Source organism: Streptococcus chenjunshii, from assembly GCF_003086355.1.
GTDB classification, from domain to species: Bacteria; Bacillota; Bacilli; order Lactobacillales; family Streptococcaceae; genus Streptococcus; species Streptococcus chenjunshii.
This window is the reverse complement of sequence record NZ_CP031733.1, coordinates 1,981,769-1,998,850: the sequence shown is the minus strand read 5'-3', so window position 1 is coordinate 1,998,850 and position 17,082 is coordinate 1,981,769. Positions and strand designations below refer to the sequence as shown.

17 protein-coding genes are annotated in these 17,082 nt (G+C 42.3%); 14 read left to right on the top strand and 3 right to left on the bottom strand.

The window, feature by feature from the left end; genetic code table 11:
* Positions 1-44: 44 nt before the first annotated feature.
* The 4 genes from DDV21_RS09555 (at position 45) to DDV21_RS09540 (ending at position 3,898) form a co-directional block, all read left to right on the top strand.
* Complete coding sequence (locus DDV21_RS09555; RefSeq protein ID WP_116878312.1) at positions 45-596, top strand: nucleotidyltransferase family protein; 552 nt, start codon at positions 45-47, stop codon at positions 594-596.
* A 394-nt stretch (positions 597-990) separates the two neighbouring features.
* Positions 991-1,425 (top strand): CopY/TcrY family copper transport repressor, encoded by a 435-nt coding sequence (locus tag DDV21_RS09550; protein WP_116878311.1) that lies wholly within the window; start codon positions 991-993, stop codon positions 1,423-1,425.
* Entirely contained in the window at positions 1,425-3,653 is a 2,229-nt protein-coding gene (locus DDV21_RS09545; RefSeq protein ID WP_116878310.1) for a heavy metal translocating P-type ATPase, read from the top strand. Before DDV21_RS09550 ends, DDV21_RS09545 begins: the two co-directional genes overlap by 1 nt.
* Positions 3,654-3,694: 41 nt before the next feature.
* Entirely contained in the window at positions 3,695-3,898 is a 204-nt protein-coding gene (locus DDV21_RS09540; RefSeq protein ID WP_116878309.1) for a heavy-metal-associated domain-containing protein, read from the top strand.
* A 158-nt stretch (positions 3,899-4,056) separates the two neighbouring features.
* On the opposite strand, the gene gad is transcribed toward DDV21_RS09540, so the two are convergent.
* Both gad and DDV21_RS09530 read right to left on the bottom strand, forming a co-directional pair.
* Positions 4,057-5,460: a glutamate decarboxylase gene (gad, locus tag DDV21_RS09535; protein WP_162886309.1), complete on the bottom strand. Its 1,404-nt coding sequence runs from the start codon at positions 5,458-5,460 to the stop codon at positions 4,057-4,059.
* Positions 5,461-5,933: 473 nt separating this feature from the next.
* Positions 5,934-6,701 (bottom strand): DeoR/GlpR family DNA-binding transcription regulator, encoded by a 768-nt coding sequence (locus DDV21_RS09530; RefSeq protein ID WP_116878342.1) that lies wholly within the window; start codon positions 6,699-6,701, stop codon positions 5,934-5,936.
* Positions 6,702-6,991: 290 nt separating this feature from the next.
* Here DDV21_RS09530 and lacA point away from each other — a divergent pair, with 290 nt between their 5' ends.
* The 10 genes from lacA to DDV21_RS09480 all read left to right on the top strand — a co-directional run bounded on the left by lacA (position 6,992) and on the right by DDV21_RS09480 (position 16,400).
* Positions 6,992-7,417: a galactose-6-phosphate isomerase subunit LacA gene (gene lacA, locus DDV21_RS09525; protein WP_116878307.1), complete on the top strand. Its 426-nt coding sequence runs from the start codon at positions 6,992-6,994 to the stop codon at positions 7,415-7,417.
* Between the two features lie 21 nt (positions 7,418-7,438).
* Positions 7,439-7,954 (top strand): galactose-6-phosphate isomerase subunit LacB, encoded by a 516-nt coding sequence (gene lacB / locus DDV21_RS09520; RefSeq protein WP_116878306.1) that lies wholly within the window; start codon positions 7,439-7,441, stop codon positions 7,952-7,954.
* A 16-nt stretch (positions 7,955-7,970) separates the two neighbouring features.
* Positions 7,971-8,903 (top strand): tagatose-6-phosphate kinase, encoded by a 933-nt coding sequence (locus DDV21_RS09515; protein WP_116878305.1) that lies wholly within the window; start codon positions 7,971-7,973, stop codon positions 8,901-8,903.
* 2 nt (positions 8,904-8,905) lie between these two features.
* Positions 8,906-9,883: a tagatose-bisphosphate aldolase gene (lacD, locus tag DDV21_RS09510; RefSeq protein WP_116878304.1), complete on the top strand. Its 978-nt coding sequence runs from the start codon at positions 8,906-8,908 to the stop codon at positions 9,881-9,883.
* 18 nt (positions 9,884-9,901) lie between these two features.
* Entirely contained in the window at positions 9,902-10,216 is a 315-nt protein-coding gene (lacF, locus tag DDV21_RS09505; protein WP_116878303.1) for a PTS lactose transporter subunit IIA, read from the top strand.
* A gap of 2 nt (positions 10,217-10,218) precedes the next feature.
* Positions 10,219-11,922, top strand: coding sequence for a lactose-specific PTS transporter subunit EIIC (locus DDV21_RS09500; protein WP_116878302.1), 1,704 nt, complete (start codon positions 10,219-10,221; stop codon positions 11,920-11,922).
* A gap of 23 nt (positions 11,923-11,945) precedes the next feature.
* The gene (gene lacG / locus DDV21_RS09495; RefSeq protein WP_116878301.1) at positions 11,946-13,349 is read left to right on the top strand and encodes a 6-phospho-beta-galactosidase; all 1,404 of its coding nucleotides are present in this window, start codon (positions 11,946-11,948) and stop codon (positions 13,347-13,349) included.
* A gap of 278 nt (positions 13,350-13,627) precedes the next feature.
* Entirely contained in the window at positions 13,628-13,798 is a 171-nt protein-coding gene (locus tag DDV21_RS12085) for an LPXTG cell wall anchor domain-containing protein (protein WP_162886308.1), read from the top strand.
* Positions 13,799-14,502: 704 nt separating this feature from the next.
* Positions 14,503-15,009: a TMEM175 family protein gene (locus DDV21_RS09485; RefSeq protein ID WP_241964718.1), complete on the top strand. Its 507-nt coding sequence runs from the start codon at positions 14,503-14,505 to the stop codon at positions 15,007-15,009.
* A gap of 578 nt (positions 15,010-15,587) precedes the next feature.
* Positions 15,588-16,400 (top strand): Cof-type HAD-IIB family hydrolase, encoded by an 813-nt coding sequence (locus tag DDV21_RS09480; protein WP_116878299.1) that lies wholly within the window; start codon positions 15,588-15,590, stop codon positions 16,398-16,400.
* A gap of 97 nt (positions 16,401-16,497) precedes the next feature.
* On the opposite strand, the gene DDV21_RS09475 is transcribed toward DDV21_RS09480, so the two are convergent.
* Complete coding sequence (locus DDV21_RS09475) at positions 16,498-17,058, bottom strand: TetR/AcrR family transcriptional regulator (RefSeq protein WP_116878298.1); 561 nt, start codon at positions 17,056-17,058, stop codon at positions 16,498-16,500.
* Between the last annotated feature and the right edge of the window lie 24 nt (positions 17,059-17,082).

Sequence of the window (17,082 nt, the reverse complement as noted above, 5' to 3'; positions counted from 1 at the left end):
TGTATATAAAAGTCATGTCCAGGATTTTTGGAGGGAGAATGAATATGACAGTTAAAGAATTGCTTGAAAAGGACAGCAGAATTATGACGATTTTAGAAATAATAGCTGATTTGGATTTGCAGGATGCCTGGCTGTGTGCCGGAACTCTGCGGAATTATATTTGGCAGTCTCTGTCGGACGATGCTTTTTCACTGGGGCAAACAGATGTTGATGTGGTTTTTTATGATGAAAAAATGTCTTATGAAGAAACAATAGAGAAGGAGCGTCATTTGCAGGAACTCTACCCCGCTTATAACTGGGAGCTGAAAAACCAAGTTTATATGCATTACCACAGTCCCCATACAGGAGCTTATACAAGTGCGACTGATGCTATTGCAAAATTTCCAGAGAGATGCACAGCAATCGGCGCTAGGCTGGACAGGGATAAGCAACTGTGTCTTTTTTTACCCTATGGCGAAGAAGATCTCCTGACTTTTAAGATTAGACCCACCCCGCATTTTGCTCAGAATGCTGACCGTCTTCGTCTGTATAAGGAGCGTTTGTTAAAAAAAGACTGGCAAAACAAATGGCCTCAGTTAGAAATAGAATGGGAATGAGTTTTAAACATTTTATAAGAGTGGAGCGGATCATAAGCCTCCCCTCATTCTTCAATTTGTTGGTCTCTGCACATATTGCTTGAGTTGATGTAAAATAAAGCGCTAGCCGCAAAAAATTATCTATAGAGTAAATGAGCGGTTCCCCTATCGTTTTATCCAAAATCTGAGAACATCAGAATCTGAAATATCCTGTTTTTGGACGTTTTTTGGTATAGGGAAAGCCCTTTATCAATTTCTAGTGAATTCTTGTTACTATCCACCATAGGGAAGTATCTCATAAAGGGGGCTGAGACATGTTTGGTCCGTACTGCCTTATGCTGAGCGTTTTGGTTGACAAATGTCAACGAATCTTTTATAATTGTTGACAAACGTAGACGAATAAAGGTGGTTTTCTATGATAATTGCCAATGCAGAATGGGAAGTTATGCGCGTGGTCTGGACAAAAGGGCAGACCACAAGCGGTGAAATTTTAGAAACTTTGAGGCAAAAAACGCAGTGGAGTTCTTCTACCGTCAAAACCTTGCTCAAACGTCTAGTGGGTAAAGGCTGCCTGCAGGCTGAAAAGCAGGGAAAACAATTTATTTATTCTGCTTTAATCAGTGAAGAATCCAGCATGAGTGAACAGGCTGCCATACTTTTGGACAAATTCTGTCAGCGCCGTTACCCTGCCCTAATTGAGCATCTTTTAGATGCCAGTCCGATGACTTTGGATGACATTGAGCGTTTGCAGGCATTACTGGCTCGAAAAAGAGCTGAAGCAGTTGCTGAGATTCCTTGTCATTGTATACAAGGTCAATGCCGCTGTAAAGAAAATACGGAGGTTTTCTAATGCAGGAAGATACTTTTCTTATTGATGGCATGACTTGTGCAAATTGTGCCTTGACCGTCGAGACGGCGGTTCAAAAAATGGCTGATGTTGAAACAGCAGTTGTGAATCTGGCGACTGAAAAAATGAAAGTTACCTATGATTCGCAGAAACTCTCTGCTGCCGATATTGCAAAAACAGTAGCGGCCAGCGGTTACAGTGCCAGTCTGTATGATCCGTCGCAGGCTAAAAGCCAAGCGGAGCGTCAGGATGAAAGTAGCCAAAAAATGCGTAAGCAGTTTTCACTATCAGCTGTCTTTAGCTTACCTCTTCTCTATATTTCAATGGGCAGCATGATGGGGCTGTGGCTACCGGGTATTATCAGACCTGATGGCCATCCCTTGGTTTTTGCAGTGCTGCAGCTTTTACTGACGTTGCCGGTCATGTATTTTGGCCGCCGCTTTTACCGTAATGGTTTTCGTGCCCTCTGGCAAAGGCATCCTAATATGGATTCATTGGTAGCCTTAGCGACAGCTGCAGCTTTTATATACAGTCTGTATAGCCTTTATCACCTTGCTCTAGGACATGCGCACCATGTTCATGAACTTTACTTTGAGTCTGTAGCTGTTATTTTAACCTTGATTACATTGGGTAAATATTTTGAAACACGCTCAAAAGGGCGCACGTCAGAAGCGATTGAACGTTTGCTGACGCTATCAGCTAAAGAAGCCAGAGTTATTCGTGATGGGCAGGAAATGATGTTGCCGGTTGAAGAAGTTAGCCTTTCCGATACGTTGCTGGTCAAACCTGGGGAGAAAATTCCTGTTGACGGTCTTGTTATTGCCGGTCATTCATCTGTTGATGAATCCATGCTGACAGGTGAAAGCATCCCTGCAGAAAAACAAGTAAATGATCCAGTTTATGGTGCAACGATTAACGGACAGGGGGCCTTGACGATACAAGCAGAGAAGGTTGGCGATGATACACTGTTAGCACAGATTATCAATTTAGTTGAAGAGGCCCAGCAAACAAAGGCTCCTATCGCGAAGACTGCCGATCGGGTATCTGGATTTTTTGTACCGATTGTCATGGGTCTGGCTTTATTAACCGGTTTTTTCTGGTATTTTATCATGGGTGAAAGTTTTGTCTTTGCTTTGCAGACTTCTGTTGCAGTTCTTGTTATTGCCTGTCCTTGTGCACTTGGTCTTGCGACGCCGACGGCTATTATGGTCGGTACAGGCCGGGCGGCTGAAAACGGTATTCTCTATAAACGGGGAGATATTCTTGAGAAATTTCACCAAGTTGATACTATTGTTTTTGACAAAACCGGGACCATTACCGAAGGAAAACCGAAAGTTGCTGAGATTGTTACCTATCAAACAGATGAAAAAGATTTGCTGAGACAGGCAGCTTCGATTGAAAGCTTATCTGAACACCCTTTAAGTCAGGCGATTGTCGCCAAAGCTGAAGCGGAAGAAATCGACTTACTCTCTGTAACCAACTTTACGGCTTTAACAGGGCTGGGGCTGCAAGCTGATATCAAAGGGGAAACCGTCTATATCGGCAATCATAAATTGATGCAGCAAGAAGGAATCGATTTAGCTGCAGCAGCAGAAACAGTAGCCAAAGCAACTGAAAAAGGGCAGACACCTGTTTATGTAGCCCAAAATAAGCAGCTTACAGGTCTAATTACCATTGCCGATCCGGTTAAGGCAGACAGCCGGCAGACTGTTGCCGATTTACGGCGGGCTGGCATTTCTGTTGTAATGCTGACTGGCGATAATCACAGAACAGCACAAGCCATCGCTAAACAGGTTGGTATAGAGGAGGTGGTCAGCGAGGTTCTGCCTGATCAAAAAGCACTGGAAATTGGAAAACTGCAAGACCAAAAACGGCTGGTGGCTATGGTCGGTGACGGTATTAATGACGCACCTGCCCTTGCTAAGGCTGATGTCGGGCTCGCTATGGGTTCGGGAACGGATATTGCCATTGAATCAGCTGACATTATCCTGATGCATCCTGAACTGACTGATGTTTTTAAAAGTCTGACAATCAGCCGTCTGACCCTTAAAATTATTAAGGAAAATCTATTCTGGGCTTTTATTTACAATATCCTTGCTATTCCAGTTGCTATGGGGGTGCTCTATCTGTTTGGCGGCCCCCTGCTCAATCCAATGATTGCCGGCCTAGCTATGGGCTTCAGTTCAGTCTCGGTTGTTTTAAACGCCCTGCGCCTAAAAAGAATAGACTAAAAGAAAGTTTAACAGTTTACCTTACAGAAAAGAGGATACTTATGGAAAAAAGATATGAAATAAAAGGGATGAAATGTCAAGGCTGTGCTCAGACTGTGACAGAAAAATTAAGTGCAGTCCGCGGAGTTACCGATGTTCATGTTGACTTAGAGAAAAAACAGGCCACCATCACAGGCCGTCCGTTTAAATTTGCTTTGAAACAGGCTCTTAAAGGCAGTCATTTTGCCTTAGGCAAAGAGCTCTAAGATATCTAATGACTAGCCTTTGAGCAGCAAAAAGAGTCAGGCTTAGGTGAACTGCACCCCAATCGCTAGATTTTATATCTAACTTTTTGGGAACAGTACATTGGCCTGACTCTTTTTTGTTATTTTAATGAATTGAACACATCCTGCGGTCGTGCTGGTCAGTGCGTGAAGCCGTAATTTTTGATTTCTTTTTTCTCATGAAAGAGGATATGAGCCTGATCAAGTTCAGCAATGGCTGCCTTCATATCTTCTATATAGTCATGCGCCATACCCATACCAAAATCGGCACGGACAACCAGCCTCTGGACTTCTATGTTATCCAAATCAGCAGGCAGAGGGTAGGCAGGGACTTGCCAGCCCTTCATTGCCAGGCGGTCTGCTAAGTCGTAAAGGGTCCATTCCTGATCCCCGGATTCTTTTTGCTTATAGCAGATAATAGGCAGGTGTGAGCCGTCATTAACAATATCAAAACGGTTCAGAGCCCTAATTTCTTTTGCTAGATAGAGGGCAACGTCATGAGTCCGCTGGTGGATTGCGCGATAGCCTTCATAGCCGTAGCGGATAAAATTGTAGTATTGTCCAATGATTTGAGCGGCACTGCGGGAAAAATTGATGGCCATAGTTGGAATTTCTCCGCCCAGGTAGCTCACCCTAAAAATCAATTCTTCCGGCAGAAAAGCCTTATCACGCCATAAAATCCATCCTATTCCCGGATAGACAAGACCGTATTTATGGCCGGAAGTGTTGATGGAGACAACATTCTTCAGCCGAAAATCCCAAGCGATTTCCGGTTCCATAAAGGGAACGTACAGTCCGCCGGAAGCTGCATCAACATGAATATAGACCTTGAAATCAGTTTGGCTGTTGTAGTCCTCTACAAGATCATTCAGCCGTTTGATATCATCATAGCGACCGGTGTAGGTAATTCCCATGATACCGACAATACCGATTGTATAGCGGTCGACATAGTCCATGACAGTTTCCAGATTTAGTGACTGATGTTTCTCGTCCATAGGAACTGTCCGCAGTTCGATATCCCAATAAGTACAGAATTTTTCCCAGCATACCTGATAGCCTGTTGAAATGACCAAATTAGGTTTTTGCGCCTTAGTATCCAGCCCCAGTTTTTCCGCCCGTTTGCGCCAAGCAAATTTCATAGCCAATCCGCCCAGCATACAGGCCTCGGAGGAGCCGACTGTTGATGTTCCCAGAAAAGCTTCGTCGGGCTGAGCCTGCCATAAATCAGCAATCATGTTAACACAGCGGTTTTCAATTTCTGCTGTTCTCGGATATTCTGATTTATCAATAGCATTTTTTTCCAATGTTTCACTCATCAGCTGGGTTGCTTCCGGTTCCATGTAGGTTTGGCAGAATGTTGCCAAATTCAGACGGGCATTGCCTTCATCAAGCAGCTGATCCTTAATAACCTGATAAGCAATTCTCGGTTCAACAGGAGTTTGATTTAACCTATATTTTGGCAAATCCTGATCCTCACTGACAGATCCAAAAATAGGATTGAGGACATCATGTTTTTCTTGATTATGCTTACCATAAAGTGCCATTATATTACCTCCTTATTAAGATACCAAGGCCGTGAAGAACGCAAAGAGAAAATAGGAGTCTGACCGCCGAGTCACTAAAGACTCAAGGGAGGACTGTCTTTTTCTCACAGCGTTTAGGCCGTGTTCAGTTCATGAACGAAACATGAAAGGGTTTACACTTTAATTATACTACAAAAAACGAGAGATAACTTATGGTTTGCTTATAACATTTTAATGTTTACATAATAAAGAAGCTGAGACTAAAGAGTCTCAGCTTCTTTGTTATTGCAGTTTTTCTGTGCTTGGAAGTCCTTATCTGAACGCGGTTTAATCTTCAGACCCCCGCCTAAATCGTTCACTGGACTGTTTAAGAGCTAAAATAATAATAGCGCCTATCCGGATCCAACTGTCCGGAGTGATTCAGCAGATGATTGCCCAGCAATTATATTCGTTTGCTCCACTCTTAAGTGTTATTGCTGTAGAAAGTTCCAGTCTTACGATTTTGATTTTGCTGTGAAGATACGTGTCAGTTTTCCGTATTTTTTCAAATTCCCCTTACTAATCCCTGAATCAGTAATCAGTGCGGTAAGATCTGACAGATGGTAGAAAACACAAAAATCATAAACGTTGAACTTTTGGCTGTCAGCCAAAAGAAACTTTTCGATAGAGTTTTCAAAGGCCAGCTTCTGAATATTTCCTTCAGTTTCGCTGTAGGTTGCAATATCGTTATTATAAATGCCGTTGCAGCTGATAAAAGCTTTGGCAAATTTCAGTGACCCGATATTACTTTGGGTCAGTGAACCTGTAAAAGCGCCTGTGATGGATCGATATTCACCGCCTATCAAGAGCAGATCGACAGTTGTGCTACGGGATAAGGCGGAAAAAACGGGCAGACTGTTGGTGACAATACGAATTTTTTTGTTGATTAACTCTTGAGCAAGAAACTCCAATGTTGTTCCCGGACCGATAAAAATTGTTTCTCCGTCATTAATAAGGTCTGCTGCTAATTTGGCAATTTCCTGCTTTTCTTTAATTTGAACAGCTTGTTTTTCACTGTTGGATTTTTCTTGTTTTTGCAGAAGGGTTATACTTTGGGCACCACCGTGTATCCTACTGAGGAGTCCCTCTTTTTCCAGCTTATCCAGATCTCGCCTGACAGTCATATCAGAAACTTCAAGTTCTTGGATAATATCATTGACAGTGACAACCCCTTCTTGGTTGACTTTATCAACAATGCGCTGCAGTCTCTCATTCTTTAACATATTTTTACCTGATTTCATTTCTGATTATCACCTTAATATATCATAAAACAATATTTTTTTCAAGAAAAGACAAACAAAATCAAACAATGTAAAATGAGAGGATTCGCTAAAACATTGAATAGCAGAAGAACATTTTCGAGATTGAATTAAAATAAAATGAGCTTATGTTTTTTAATAAACAAAAAGTGTTGACATATGTTTCTTTTTGTGTTATTATTAAAAAGGAAAATAAACAAAATCGAACATTTTCTATCTCTTTGGATACTTACAACGGTAAAAGGAGGCTTAGTATGACAATTATTATTGGAGCAGATGCGCAGGGAAAGAGACTTAAGGATGTGCTGAGAACGCATCTTTTGGCAGAAGGCTATGAAGTGACTGATGTCAGCGATGAGAAAAAGGATTTTATTGATAATACGCTGGCTGTAGCAGCTCAGCTGAACAAAGATTCAGACAATCTTGGAATCATGGTAGATGCTTATGGTGCCGGCAGTTTTATGGTAGCTACAAAACTGAAAGGCATGATTGCCGCTGAAGTTTCTGATGAGCGTTCGGCCTATATGACACGCGGTCATAATAATGCTCGGATGATTACAATAGGTGCAGAGATTGTTGGAGATCAGCTGGCTAAAAATATTGCTTCATCTTTTGCAGGAGGCAGCTATGATGGCGGCCGCCACCAAATCCGTGTAGATATGCTGAATAAAATGTGTTAGTGCTAGAAAGAGGAAAAAGAAATGAAAATTGCCCTTGGATGTGACCATATTGTAACGGATGAAAAGATAGCAGTCTCAGATTTTTTGAAATCGAAAGGTTACGAAGTACTTGACTGCGGAACTTATGACCACACACGCACTCACTATCCGATTTTCGGTAAAAAAGTGGGGGAGGCAGTGGTGAACGGAGAAGCGGATTTAGGTATTTGTATCTGCGGAACCGGTGTCGGTATCACTAATGCCGTTAATAAGGTTCCCGGTGTTCGGGCTGCCTTAGTTCGCGATATGACAACAGCCCTCTATGCTAAAGAGGAGCTAAATGCCAATGTTATTGGTTTTGGCGGGAAAATTACTGGAGAGCTTTTAATGTGTGATATTATCAGTGCTTTTATTGAAGCAGAATATAGAGAAAGTCCGGAAAATAAAAAACTGATTGAAAAAATTACTCAGGTAGAAAGTCTCAATGTAGAGCAGCAAAATCCTCACTTTTTTGATGAATTTTTAGAAAAATGGAATCGTGGTGATTATCATGACTGAAAAAGAAAGGAGAGAAATGGTTCTCACAGTAACAATGAATCCTGCTGTTGATATTTCTTATTCATTGACAGAATTTGTCCTTGATACAGTTAATCGAGCGGATGATGTTACTAAAACACCGGGAGGTAAGGGACTGAATGTTACCCGGATATTGTCGGAGCTCGGTGAAGATGTTATGGCGACCGGTTTAATCGGCGGGAAGCCCGGATTATTTTTACAAGAAAAACTGACTCAGGCAGACATCCATCACCATTTTTTCCCTATTCAAGGAGAAACCAGAAACTGTATTGCTATTTTGCATGAAGGTCTGCAAACAGAAATTTTAGAAAGCGGTCCAGTCATCAAATCCGGTGAAGCAGAAAGTTTTCTCCAGCACTTTAACCGTCTGTGTCGGCCCTTTGATGTGATCACAATTTCAGGGAGTCTGCCTGAAGGAATCGATTCGGACTATTATGTGAAACTGGTGCGCTTGGTTAATGGCTATCAAAAGAAAGCTGTCTTAGACTGCTCAGGAGCCGCTCTGACAGAAGTTTTAAAAAGTGCAGACAAACCTTATGTCATCAAACCCAATCTTGAAGAATTAAGTCAGCTTGTCAGCCAACCTGTTACGGCTGACAGTCAGGTTTTAAAAAAACTGCTGTGCCATCCTATTTTTGAAGGGATTAGTTGGGTAATTGTTTCTTTAGGTTCTTCCGGTGCTTTTGCCAAGCATGGTCACACCTTTTACCGTGTTAAAATTCCTAAAATTGAAGCTGTTAATCCGGTAGGCTCAGGTGATGCAACGGTGGCGGGAATTGCCTCTGCTTTACTGCATGGACTTTCTGATGCCGAGTTGTTAAAAAGAGCTAATGTTTTAGGGATGCTGAATGCGCAGGAAAAAGTGACAGGCCATGTTAATCTGGCTGATTATGATAAATTATTTAAACAAGTTCATGTAGAAGAGGTGTAAAAATGGGATTAACAGAAGAAAAAAGACGTTTTTTGGACAAACTCAGCCGCAAGGGTATTATTTCCGCCTTGGCCTTTGATCAGCGCGGCGCTTTGCGTAAGATGATGGCGCAGTACCAGGAGGGAACGCCGCAGAGAGAGCAAATGGAAGAATTAAAATCTTTGGTTTCGGCAGAGCTGACGCCTTATGCTTCTTCTATCCTTTTGGATCCAGAGTACGGTCTTCCAGCCAGTCAGCTCCGCGATAAACAGTCGGGTCTCCTGCTTGCTTATGAGAAAACCGGTTATGATGCAACGACAACCAGCCGTCTGCCGGACTGCCTCAGTGAATGGTCGGCCAAGCGGCTAAAAGAGGCTGGTGCAGATGCTGTGAAATTTCTGCTTTATTATGATGCTGACGGTGACAGGGATGTTAACCTGCAAAAGCAAGCTTATATTGAGCGAATCGGTTCAGAATGTATAGCAGAGGACATTCCCTTTTTCCTTGAAATTCTGACCTATGACGAAAAGGTAGCTGACAGCAGCAGTGCAGAGTTTGCTAAGCTTAAACCGAAAAAAGTGATTGAGGCGATGAAAGTTTTTTCCGAAGACCGATTCAATGTTGATGTTCTTAAGGTTGAGGTGCCTGTCAATATGGCTTATGTTGAGGGCTTTGCAGATGGAGAGGCCGTTTACAGTCAAGAACAGGCAGCGGCTTTCTTCAGAGAACAGGATGCAGCCACTCATCTGCCTTATATTTATCTCAGTGCTGGTGTCAGCAGCAAACTTTTCCAAGAGACGCTGATTTTTGCTCATCAAGCCGGTTCTCGATTCAGCGGTGTTCTTTGCGGCCGGGCAACTTGGGCTGGGTCTGTTCCGGTCTATATTGAAAAAGGAGCAGCGGCAGCACGGGAATGGCTGCGCACAGAAGGCTTTAAACATATTGATGCACTCAATGAAGTTCTTGCTCAAACGGCGACACCTTGGACAGACAAACGTTAAAGCTGAGGAGGAAAGACAATGAACAGAGAAGAAACAACCCTATTAGGATTTGAAATTGTAGCTTATGCAGGCGATGCCCGTTCCAAACTTCTGGAAGCACTGGCAAAAGCCGAAAACAAGGAGTTTGCAGCAGCAGAAGCTTTGATTGATGAGGCAAATCAATGTATTGTGGATGCTCATAAAGCGCAGACGGAGCTTCTGACTAAGGAAGCACAAGGGGATGACATCGAACTCAGTGTAACGTTAATGCATGGTCAGGATCATTTGATGACAACTGTCCTGCTTAAAGATTTAATGAAACATTTAATTGAATTATATAAAAGAGGGAGCTAATCATGAATGTTTTAATTGCTCAAATTGAAAAAGGGAAGCCGTTTTTTGAAAAAATCTCGCGCAATATTTATTTACGTGCTATTCGTGATGGGTTTATCTCGGCGATGCCTGTTATTCTGTTTTCCAGTATCTTTCTGCTGATTGCCTATGTTCCTAATATCTTTGGCTTTACTTGGTCCTCGGGTATAGAAACACTTTTGATGACTCCATATAATTATACTATGGGGATTATCGGCTTTTTAGCTGCGGGGACAACAGCTAAATCATTGACGGATTCGGTCAACCGCACATTAGAGTCCACCAACCAGATTAATTATTTATCGACAATGTTAGCCTCTATGGCTGGATTTTTGCTTATGGCAGCTGACCCGGCAAAAGAAGGCGGCTTCTTGAGCTCTTTCATGGGAACCAAGGGACTGCTGACCGCTTTTATTGCCGCTTTTATTACAGTTAATGTCTACCGTTTTTGTGTCAAAAATAATGTGACTATCCCGATGCCAAGCGAAGTTCCGCCTAATATCTCTCAGGTTTTTAAAGATATTTTCCCTTTCGCTTTTTCAATCATTATTCTTTATGGCATCCAGCTCCTTGTTCAGCAAACAGTCGGTGTCAATGTGGCTGAATCCATCGGTACGCTGCTGGCTCCTCTGTTTTCAGCAGCGGACGGCTATTTAGGCATTACGCTGATCTTTGGGGCCTATGCGCTGTTCTGGTTTGTCGGGATTCACGGCCCATCTATTGTTGAACCAGCTATTGCGGCCATTACTTATTCTAATGTAGAGCTCAACATGCAGCTGGTACAGGCTGGACAACATGCTGACAAGGTTATCACCTCCGGTACCCAGATGTTTATTGTCACCATGGGTGGCACTGGGGCAACCCTAGTTGTTCCTTTTATGTTCATGTGGCTTTGTAAATCCAAACGCAACCGGGCTATCGGACGTGCATCTGTTGTACCAACCTTCTTTGGTGTAAACGAGCCGATTTTATTTGGCGCACCGATTGTTCTTAATCCTGTCTTCTTTATTCCCTTCATCGCCGCTCCAATTGTCAATGTCTGGATTTTTAAATTCTTTGTTGACACGCTTAGCATGAACAGTTTCTTTGCTAATCTTCCCTGGACAACTCCCGGTCCTTTAGGGATTGTTATGGGGACAGGCTTTTCTGCCCTGTCTTTCCTGCTGGCCGCTTTGCTTATTGTAGTGGATGTGATTATCTACTATCCTTTTGTCAAGGTTTATGATGAAGAAATTTTGGCCGAAGAAGCAGCGGGAACAGATGCATCTGCTCAGCTTAAAGAAAAGGTTGCTGCTAATTTTGACACGCAGAAAGCAGACAACATGCTGGAAAAAGCTGGTGTTGGCGAAGATGAAGGCGACAGCCTTACCAAAGAGCCAACCAATGTTCTGGTTTTATGCGCAGGCGGAGGTACCAGCGGTTTGCTGGCCAATGCCCTGAATAAAGCGGCAGCTGAGCATAAGGTTTCACTCAAGGCAGCAGCTGGCAGTTACGGTGCTCACCGGGAGATTCTGCCGGAATATCAGCTGGTTATTTTAGCGCCCCAGGTAGCATCCAACTATGAAGATATGAAACTTGAAACAGATAAACTCGGCATTAAATTAGCTAAAACAGAAGGGGCACAGTATATCAGCTTGACCCGTGACGGTCAGGGAGCACTTGCTTTTGTTGAAGAACAGTTCAAGTAAGCAATAGATTGAAGGTATGCCAAATGAAAAGATTACCAGAAGACTTTATATTTGGGGGAGCTACGGCAGCTTATCAGGCCGAAGGGGCAACCCATGAGGACGGCAAGGGACGTGTGGCTTGGGATACTTTTTTGGAAGACAATTACTGGTATACAGCAGAACCAGCTAGTGATTTCTATCATAAGTACCCTCTTGATTTACAATTGGCAGAGGAGTTCGGTGTCAATGGCATTAGAATTTCCATTGCCTGGTCACGTATTTTTCCAACCGGTTTTGGAGAAGTTAATCCAAAGGGAGTGGAGTTTTACCATAGGCTTTTTGCAGAATGCCATAAGCGTCATGTTGAGCCTTTCGTCACCCTGCATCATTTTGATACACCAGAAACTCTGCATACAAAGGGGGACTTTCTGAACAGGGAAAATATTGATCATTTTGTTAATTATGCGGCCTTTTGTTTTGAGGAGTTCCCGGAAGTAAACTACTGGACCACCTTTAATGAAATCGGTCCGATCGGTGATGGACAGTATCTTGTGGGGAAATTTCCTCCAGGGGTTAAATACGATTTCGCTAAACTGTTTCAGTCGCATCACAACATGATGGTGGCCCATGCCCGCGCTGTCAAACTGTTTAAGGATAAGGGATACTCTGGTGAAATCGGAGTTGTTCATGCTTTGCCGACAAAATACCCTTACAATCCAGAAAATCCTGATGATGTCAGAGCAGCAGAGCTCGAGGATATTATCCATAATAAATTTATCTTGGATGCAACTTATTTAGGGGATTATTCTAAGAAAACCATAGAAGGGGTCCTGCATATTTTGTCCGTTAACGGCGGTCAGCTGGACCTGCGCGATGAAGATTTTGCAGCGCTCAAGGCGGCTAAGGACCTCAATGATTTCCTTGGCATTAATTATTACATGAGCGACTGGATGCGGGCCTTTGATGGTGAAACTGAAATTACTCACAATGCTACCGGAGATAAAGGGGGATCAAAATACCAAATCAAAGGTGTCGGTCGTCGGGAATTTGATGTTGATATTCCGCGGACTGACTGGGACTGGTTGATTTATCCGCAGGGGCTGTACGATCAGATTATGCGGATTAAGAAAGACTATCCTAATTATAAAAAAATATATATTACGGAAAACGGCTTAGGCTATAAAGACGACTTTGTCAATGGCACAGTCTACGATGATGCCCGGATTGACTATGTTAAGCAGCACTTAGCAGCTATTGCGGATGCTATCGCCGACGGAGCCAATGTTAAAGGCTATTTCATCTGGTCTTTGATGGATGTCTTTTCTTGGTCAAACGGTTATGAAAAACGCTACGGTCTCTTTTATGTCGATTTTGAAAGTCAGCAGCGTTATCCTAAAAAAAGTGCCTATTGGTACAAAGAAATAGCTCAAAAGCGAGTGATTGAATAAATTCCGATTGTGCTTATAATTGTTTTTAAAGAGCAGCTAATAAATTAGTAATTTATGAAAACACTCTCAAAATCAGCTACACTATAAAAACCAGACTAAGACTCCGTAAGATAGCTTTTTTAAGGTCAATAAAACTATCTTGCTATCCTTGTTGTTGGTTATCAGCCGGGTTAAATACGGTAATTAGCTGTTCATTGAATAGACAGTAATTATAGGAAAATCAACTAGTTCCTCTTCAACAAACAGTTGACCGATTGCCTGAACCTAGGACTGTTCTGGTGGTGAACGAGCCACATAGTATTAAACAAGCCGAAGGTTTTCCGTCGGTAAGCTATGCTGCCAGACAGTTGCCTCAAACGGGAGACATATCAACAGTAGGATCAATTCTTTTAGGAGAAGTTTCTTTACTTACAGCCTTCGAGCTGGCGGTAAAAAGACGGAAAAAATAAATTTTTCAAGCCTTCTTCCTTTGCTGCAATATCCAGTTCTTCTTAAAATTGCTTTTGCAACAGTAAGGACCACCATTCCAAGCAAAACAGTCTGTTTTTGTCAGATAATAGATTCGGACAGACTGCAGCTTGAATAGCCATGATTCTCTCCAATATTTTTCAATAGATGAAGTCTCTTATAGCTTAAAAGGAGAAGCAACAGCCAGCAATTCAATTTTACGTTTTTCTATTTTTTTCCTATTTCCGATACCCTTTCTTAAGAACAGCTATTTTCTTTCTTTTTCCTGCTGGCTGAAAAACTCGAGAACTGGATATTGCTACAAGCAAGGGAGGAAGAACAGCTTGAAAAGCTGTTCTGTAAAAAGCATCTAAGATAGTTCTTAGGTGCTTTTAGTATGAACTTTTTGATGCGGCCCAAAGCGAAGTTAAAGAATGGGCGGTTATTCCGGAAGCTGGCCACTATGATCTCTATGACCTTTACCCATTTGTAGACGAGGCTGTGGCGGTCATTCTTCCATTTTTTGCCAAAAATATTTAAAAAGAACAGTAAATATAGTATGTGGTTATGGAAATAAAGCATTCCTTTGCTGTTTGACTAACTGTTTAGATCTGGTTAAAATAGAAAGAAAATCAAAGGAGTGTGCATTGTGACTTTATCAAAAGAGCGTTTAGTGGCTTTTACAGATGCTGTTTTAGCTATCATCATGACTATTCTGGTTTTAGAACTGGAGCGTCCAGAAGAGTTGACTTGGCAAGGTTTATGGGATTTACGCATGAATTTTTTTGCCTATACTATTTCTTTTTTCTGGCTGGGGACCATGTGGGTCAATCTCCACCGATCTTGGGACAGTGTTGAGAAAATCAATAACAATCTGGTGTGGAATTCCTTGATTTTGCTCTTTTTCTCTTCCTTTTTTCCTTATGCTACGAATCTTGTTGCCAGTGATTTTAACAATTCAGTCGCTCAGGTCTTTTACGGTATGATTATTTTGGCCGTTACAGGAAGCAATGTTTGGATGTATCGGGAGCTGTCAAAACTATCCGAAGAAGCTTTAGCCAGCAATGGCTTTAATATCCTTGACCGAGCCGGTAAGATCGACGTAATAATTAAGATTATCGGTCTTTTACTGAGTTTAACAGTCTTTCCACCAGCTGTTATGTGGTCAGTTTTGATTACAGCAGTGATTATTGTTATTCCGCGTTCAATTTAGTGTAAACAGAGAGTGAGAGCAGGCTGTCTTTCGATTTTAATCATCAGCAAAATGATAAACCATTTCAGCTTCTTTTATTTTATCCTTAAGCATGCTATAATACGAAAGGTGGTTATAACTTGGATACAAGTCACGTAAAAGCATTGCAGACTGGAGAAGTGGCTGCTGTGGCTGGAAAAAGCTTCAATATTAACCTGCAATGAGCTTTTCATGAACTTTGTATCTTGATGGAACTGAACACGGCCTAAAATCCTAGTGAAAAAGATGGCTGTCATCGTGATGCTTAGGCATCACTTGCCATCCCCTATTTTCATACGGATTTTTAAACGGCCTTTGTATCTTGATGGAATTGAACACGGCCTAAAATCTTAGTGAAAAAGAGGAAGTCCGTCTCAGCGCGGTGACAATCCAGAATAGATCTAGCCGTAGCTGACTGAAGGCTTTGCCGTCTTGACAGCCGACCGCACCCTTCTAGTCATCTTGGCAGGGGTGCGCCAACGAAATCATAGATTTCTGGCTTACCGCCATTTTCATACGGATTTTTAAACGGCCTTTGTATCTTGATGTAGGGAGATAGGATGATTAAACTAATTGCAGTTGATATGGACGGGACTTTGCTGAATTCGGCAAGGGAGCTGCCGGCTGAGAATATTCTTGCTCTTCAAAGAGCGGCTCAGGCAGGTGTCAAAATCGTTTTGTGTACCGGCCGGCCTAAATCAGGAGTTCAGCCTTATTTTAATAAGCTGGAACTGACCGAAGAAGAATACGTTATCATGAATAACGGCTGTTCTGTTTATAACACTAAAGAGTGGGATTTGATTGATTATTCTGCTTTGTCTTATCGAGAATTGGAGATTTTAGAGCAGGCTGTTCTGGACTGCCCGGACGTCTGCCTGACTTTAACCGGGGAGAGAACCTATTATGCTCTCGGGAAAAAAGTGCCAGAACTTGTGCAGGCTGATGCTGAGTTAGTTTTTACGACTGCTCGGGCTGCCAGTTTAGATCAGGTCAGGTCAGATTCTGAAATTATTTTTCAGGCAATGTATATGGCTGAAAAAGCACAGCTGGATCGGTTCCAAAAAATAAGGGAGACGGAACTTGGGCAGCTGTTCAGTGCCGTGCGCAGCCAGAATGACATTTTTGAAGCTATGCCTAAGGGAGTGACAAAGGGGAAGGCTCTTCAGGCTTTATCAAACCAATTAGGCTTTAATGCCGGAGAGGTTATGGCTATTGGAGATGCCGCAAATGATTTGGAAATGCTGAAATTTGCCGGTGTCAGTGTGGCAATGGCTAATGCCAGTCAGCAGGTTAAGGAACACAGCCGCTATCTGACAGTCAGCAATGATGAGGCGGGGGTGGCCAGAGCTATTGATAAGTATGTTTTTTCTTGACTGAAGTTTAGCAGATTTTAATAAAACACCTTGCTTTTTCTGTTCGGATAATCTCACAGAAAAAGCAAGGTGTTTTTATAATGAAAACGGTCAGTTTTTAAGGAAGAAAAGGCAGGTTCATAGCAGCCAGTTCCTCTTCTGCAATACTCATATTGTCAGCAAACCAATGTCTGAGAACAGATATAAGAGCACTGCTCCAAAAAGAGCTTGTATAGGATGCACTAGGCCCTGTAGATTTGAAGCGCTGGTAGCCTTTTAAGCGTTTAATGACAATCTCTCCTAAGAGACCTTCACAGTCCTGTTTAAAAATAAGTCCTAAAATATGAGCTTCTTTTCTGGCTTCCCGCAGCAGGAACAGCCAGACATGATAGCCTTGAGTTTTTAAATCAAAGGCTTTGAGACCGCGTGCTGCTCTGCGTACCACTTGACCTAGAATTCCTTTGAGGATATCTTCCTTAGATTTGTAATTACGGTAAAAGGCATTGCGGGAAACTCCGGCTTTTTTGACCAGCTCGGATACAGTAATTTGAGAAAGTTCTTTAGTTTCCATAAAAAATAAAAGAGCAGTTTCAATGGCTTCGCGTGTTAAATGTTTATTTTCCTGATTAAACTGACTAAGATTTTTTAAAGAATTGGCTGAGATTTTACGTTCAGTCATGACAAAACCTTTCTAACTGTTACG

Excerpts from the sequence above, each read along its gene's own strand:
- DDV21_RS09475 (WP_116878298.1), bottom strand. The coding sequence starts at position 17,058 with ATGACTGAACGTAAAATCTCAGCCAATTCTTTAAAAAATCTTAGTCAG.
- lacF (WP_116878303.1), top strand. The coding sequence starts at position 9,902 with ATGAACAGAGAAGAAACAACCCTATTAGGATTTGAAATTGTAGCTTAT.
- DDV21_RS09550 (WP_116878311.1), top strand. The coding sequence starts at position 991 with ATGATAATTGCCAATGCAGAATGGGAAGTTATGCGCGTGGTCTGGACA.
- lacA (WP_116878307.1), top strand. The coding sequence starts at position 6,992 with ATGACAATTATTATTGGAGCAGATGCGCAGGGAAAGAGACTTAAGGAT.
- lacD (WP_116878304.1), top strand. The coding sequence starts at position 8,906 with ATGGGATTAACAGAAGAAAAAAGACGTTTTTTGGACAAACTCAGCCGC.
- DDV21_RS09480 (WP_116878299.1), top strand. The coding sequence starts at position 15,588 with ATGATTAAACTAATTGCAGTTGATATGGACGGGACTTTGCTGAATTCG.
- DDV21_RS09540 (WP_116878309.1), top strand. The coding sequence starts at position 3,695 with ATGGAAAAAAGATATGAAATAAAAGGGATGAAATGTCAAGGCTGTGCT.
- DDV21_RS09485 (WP_241964718.1), top strand. The coding sequence starts at position 14,503 with ATGACTATTCTGGTTTTAGAACTGGAGCGTCCAGAAGAGTTGACTTGG.
- lacB (WP_116878306.1), top strand. The coding sequence starts at position 7,439 with ATGAAAATTGCCCTTGGATGTGACCATATTGTAACGGATGAAAAGATA.
- DDV21_RS09500 (WP_116878302.1), top strand. The coding sequence starts at position 10,219 with ATGAATGTTTTAATTGCTCAAATTGAAAAAGGGAAGCCGTTTTTTGAA.
- DDV21_RS09555 (WP_116878312.1), top strand. The coding sequence starts at position 45 with ATGACAGTTAAAGAATTGCTTGAAAAGGACAGCAGAATTATGACGATT.
- DDV21_RS09515 (WP_116878305.1), top strand. The coding sequence starts at position 7,971 with ATGGTTCTCACAGTAACAATGAATCCTGCTGTTGATATTTCTTATTCA.
- DDV21_RS09545 (WP_116878310.1), top strand. The coding sequence starts at position 1,425 with ATGCAGGAAGATACTTTTCTTATTGATGGCATGACTTGTGCAAATTGT.
- gad (WP_162886309.1), bottom strand. The coding sequence starts at position 5,460 with ATGGCACTTTATGGTAAGCATAATCAAGAAAAACATGATGTCCTCAAT.
- DDV21_RS09530 (WP_116878342.1), bottom strand. The coding sequence starts at position 6,701 with ATGTTAAAGAATGAGAGACTGCAGCGCATTGTTGATAAAGTCAACCAA.
- lacG (WP_116878301.1), top strand. The coding sequence starts at position 11,946 with ATGAAAAGATTACCAGAAGACTTTATATTTGGGGGAGCTACGGCAGCT.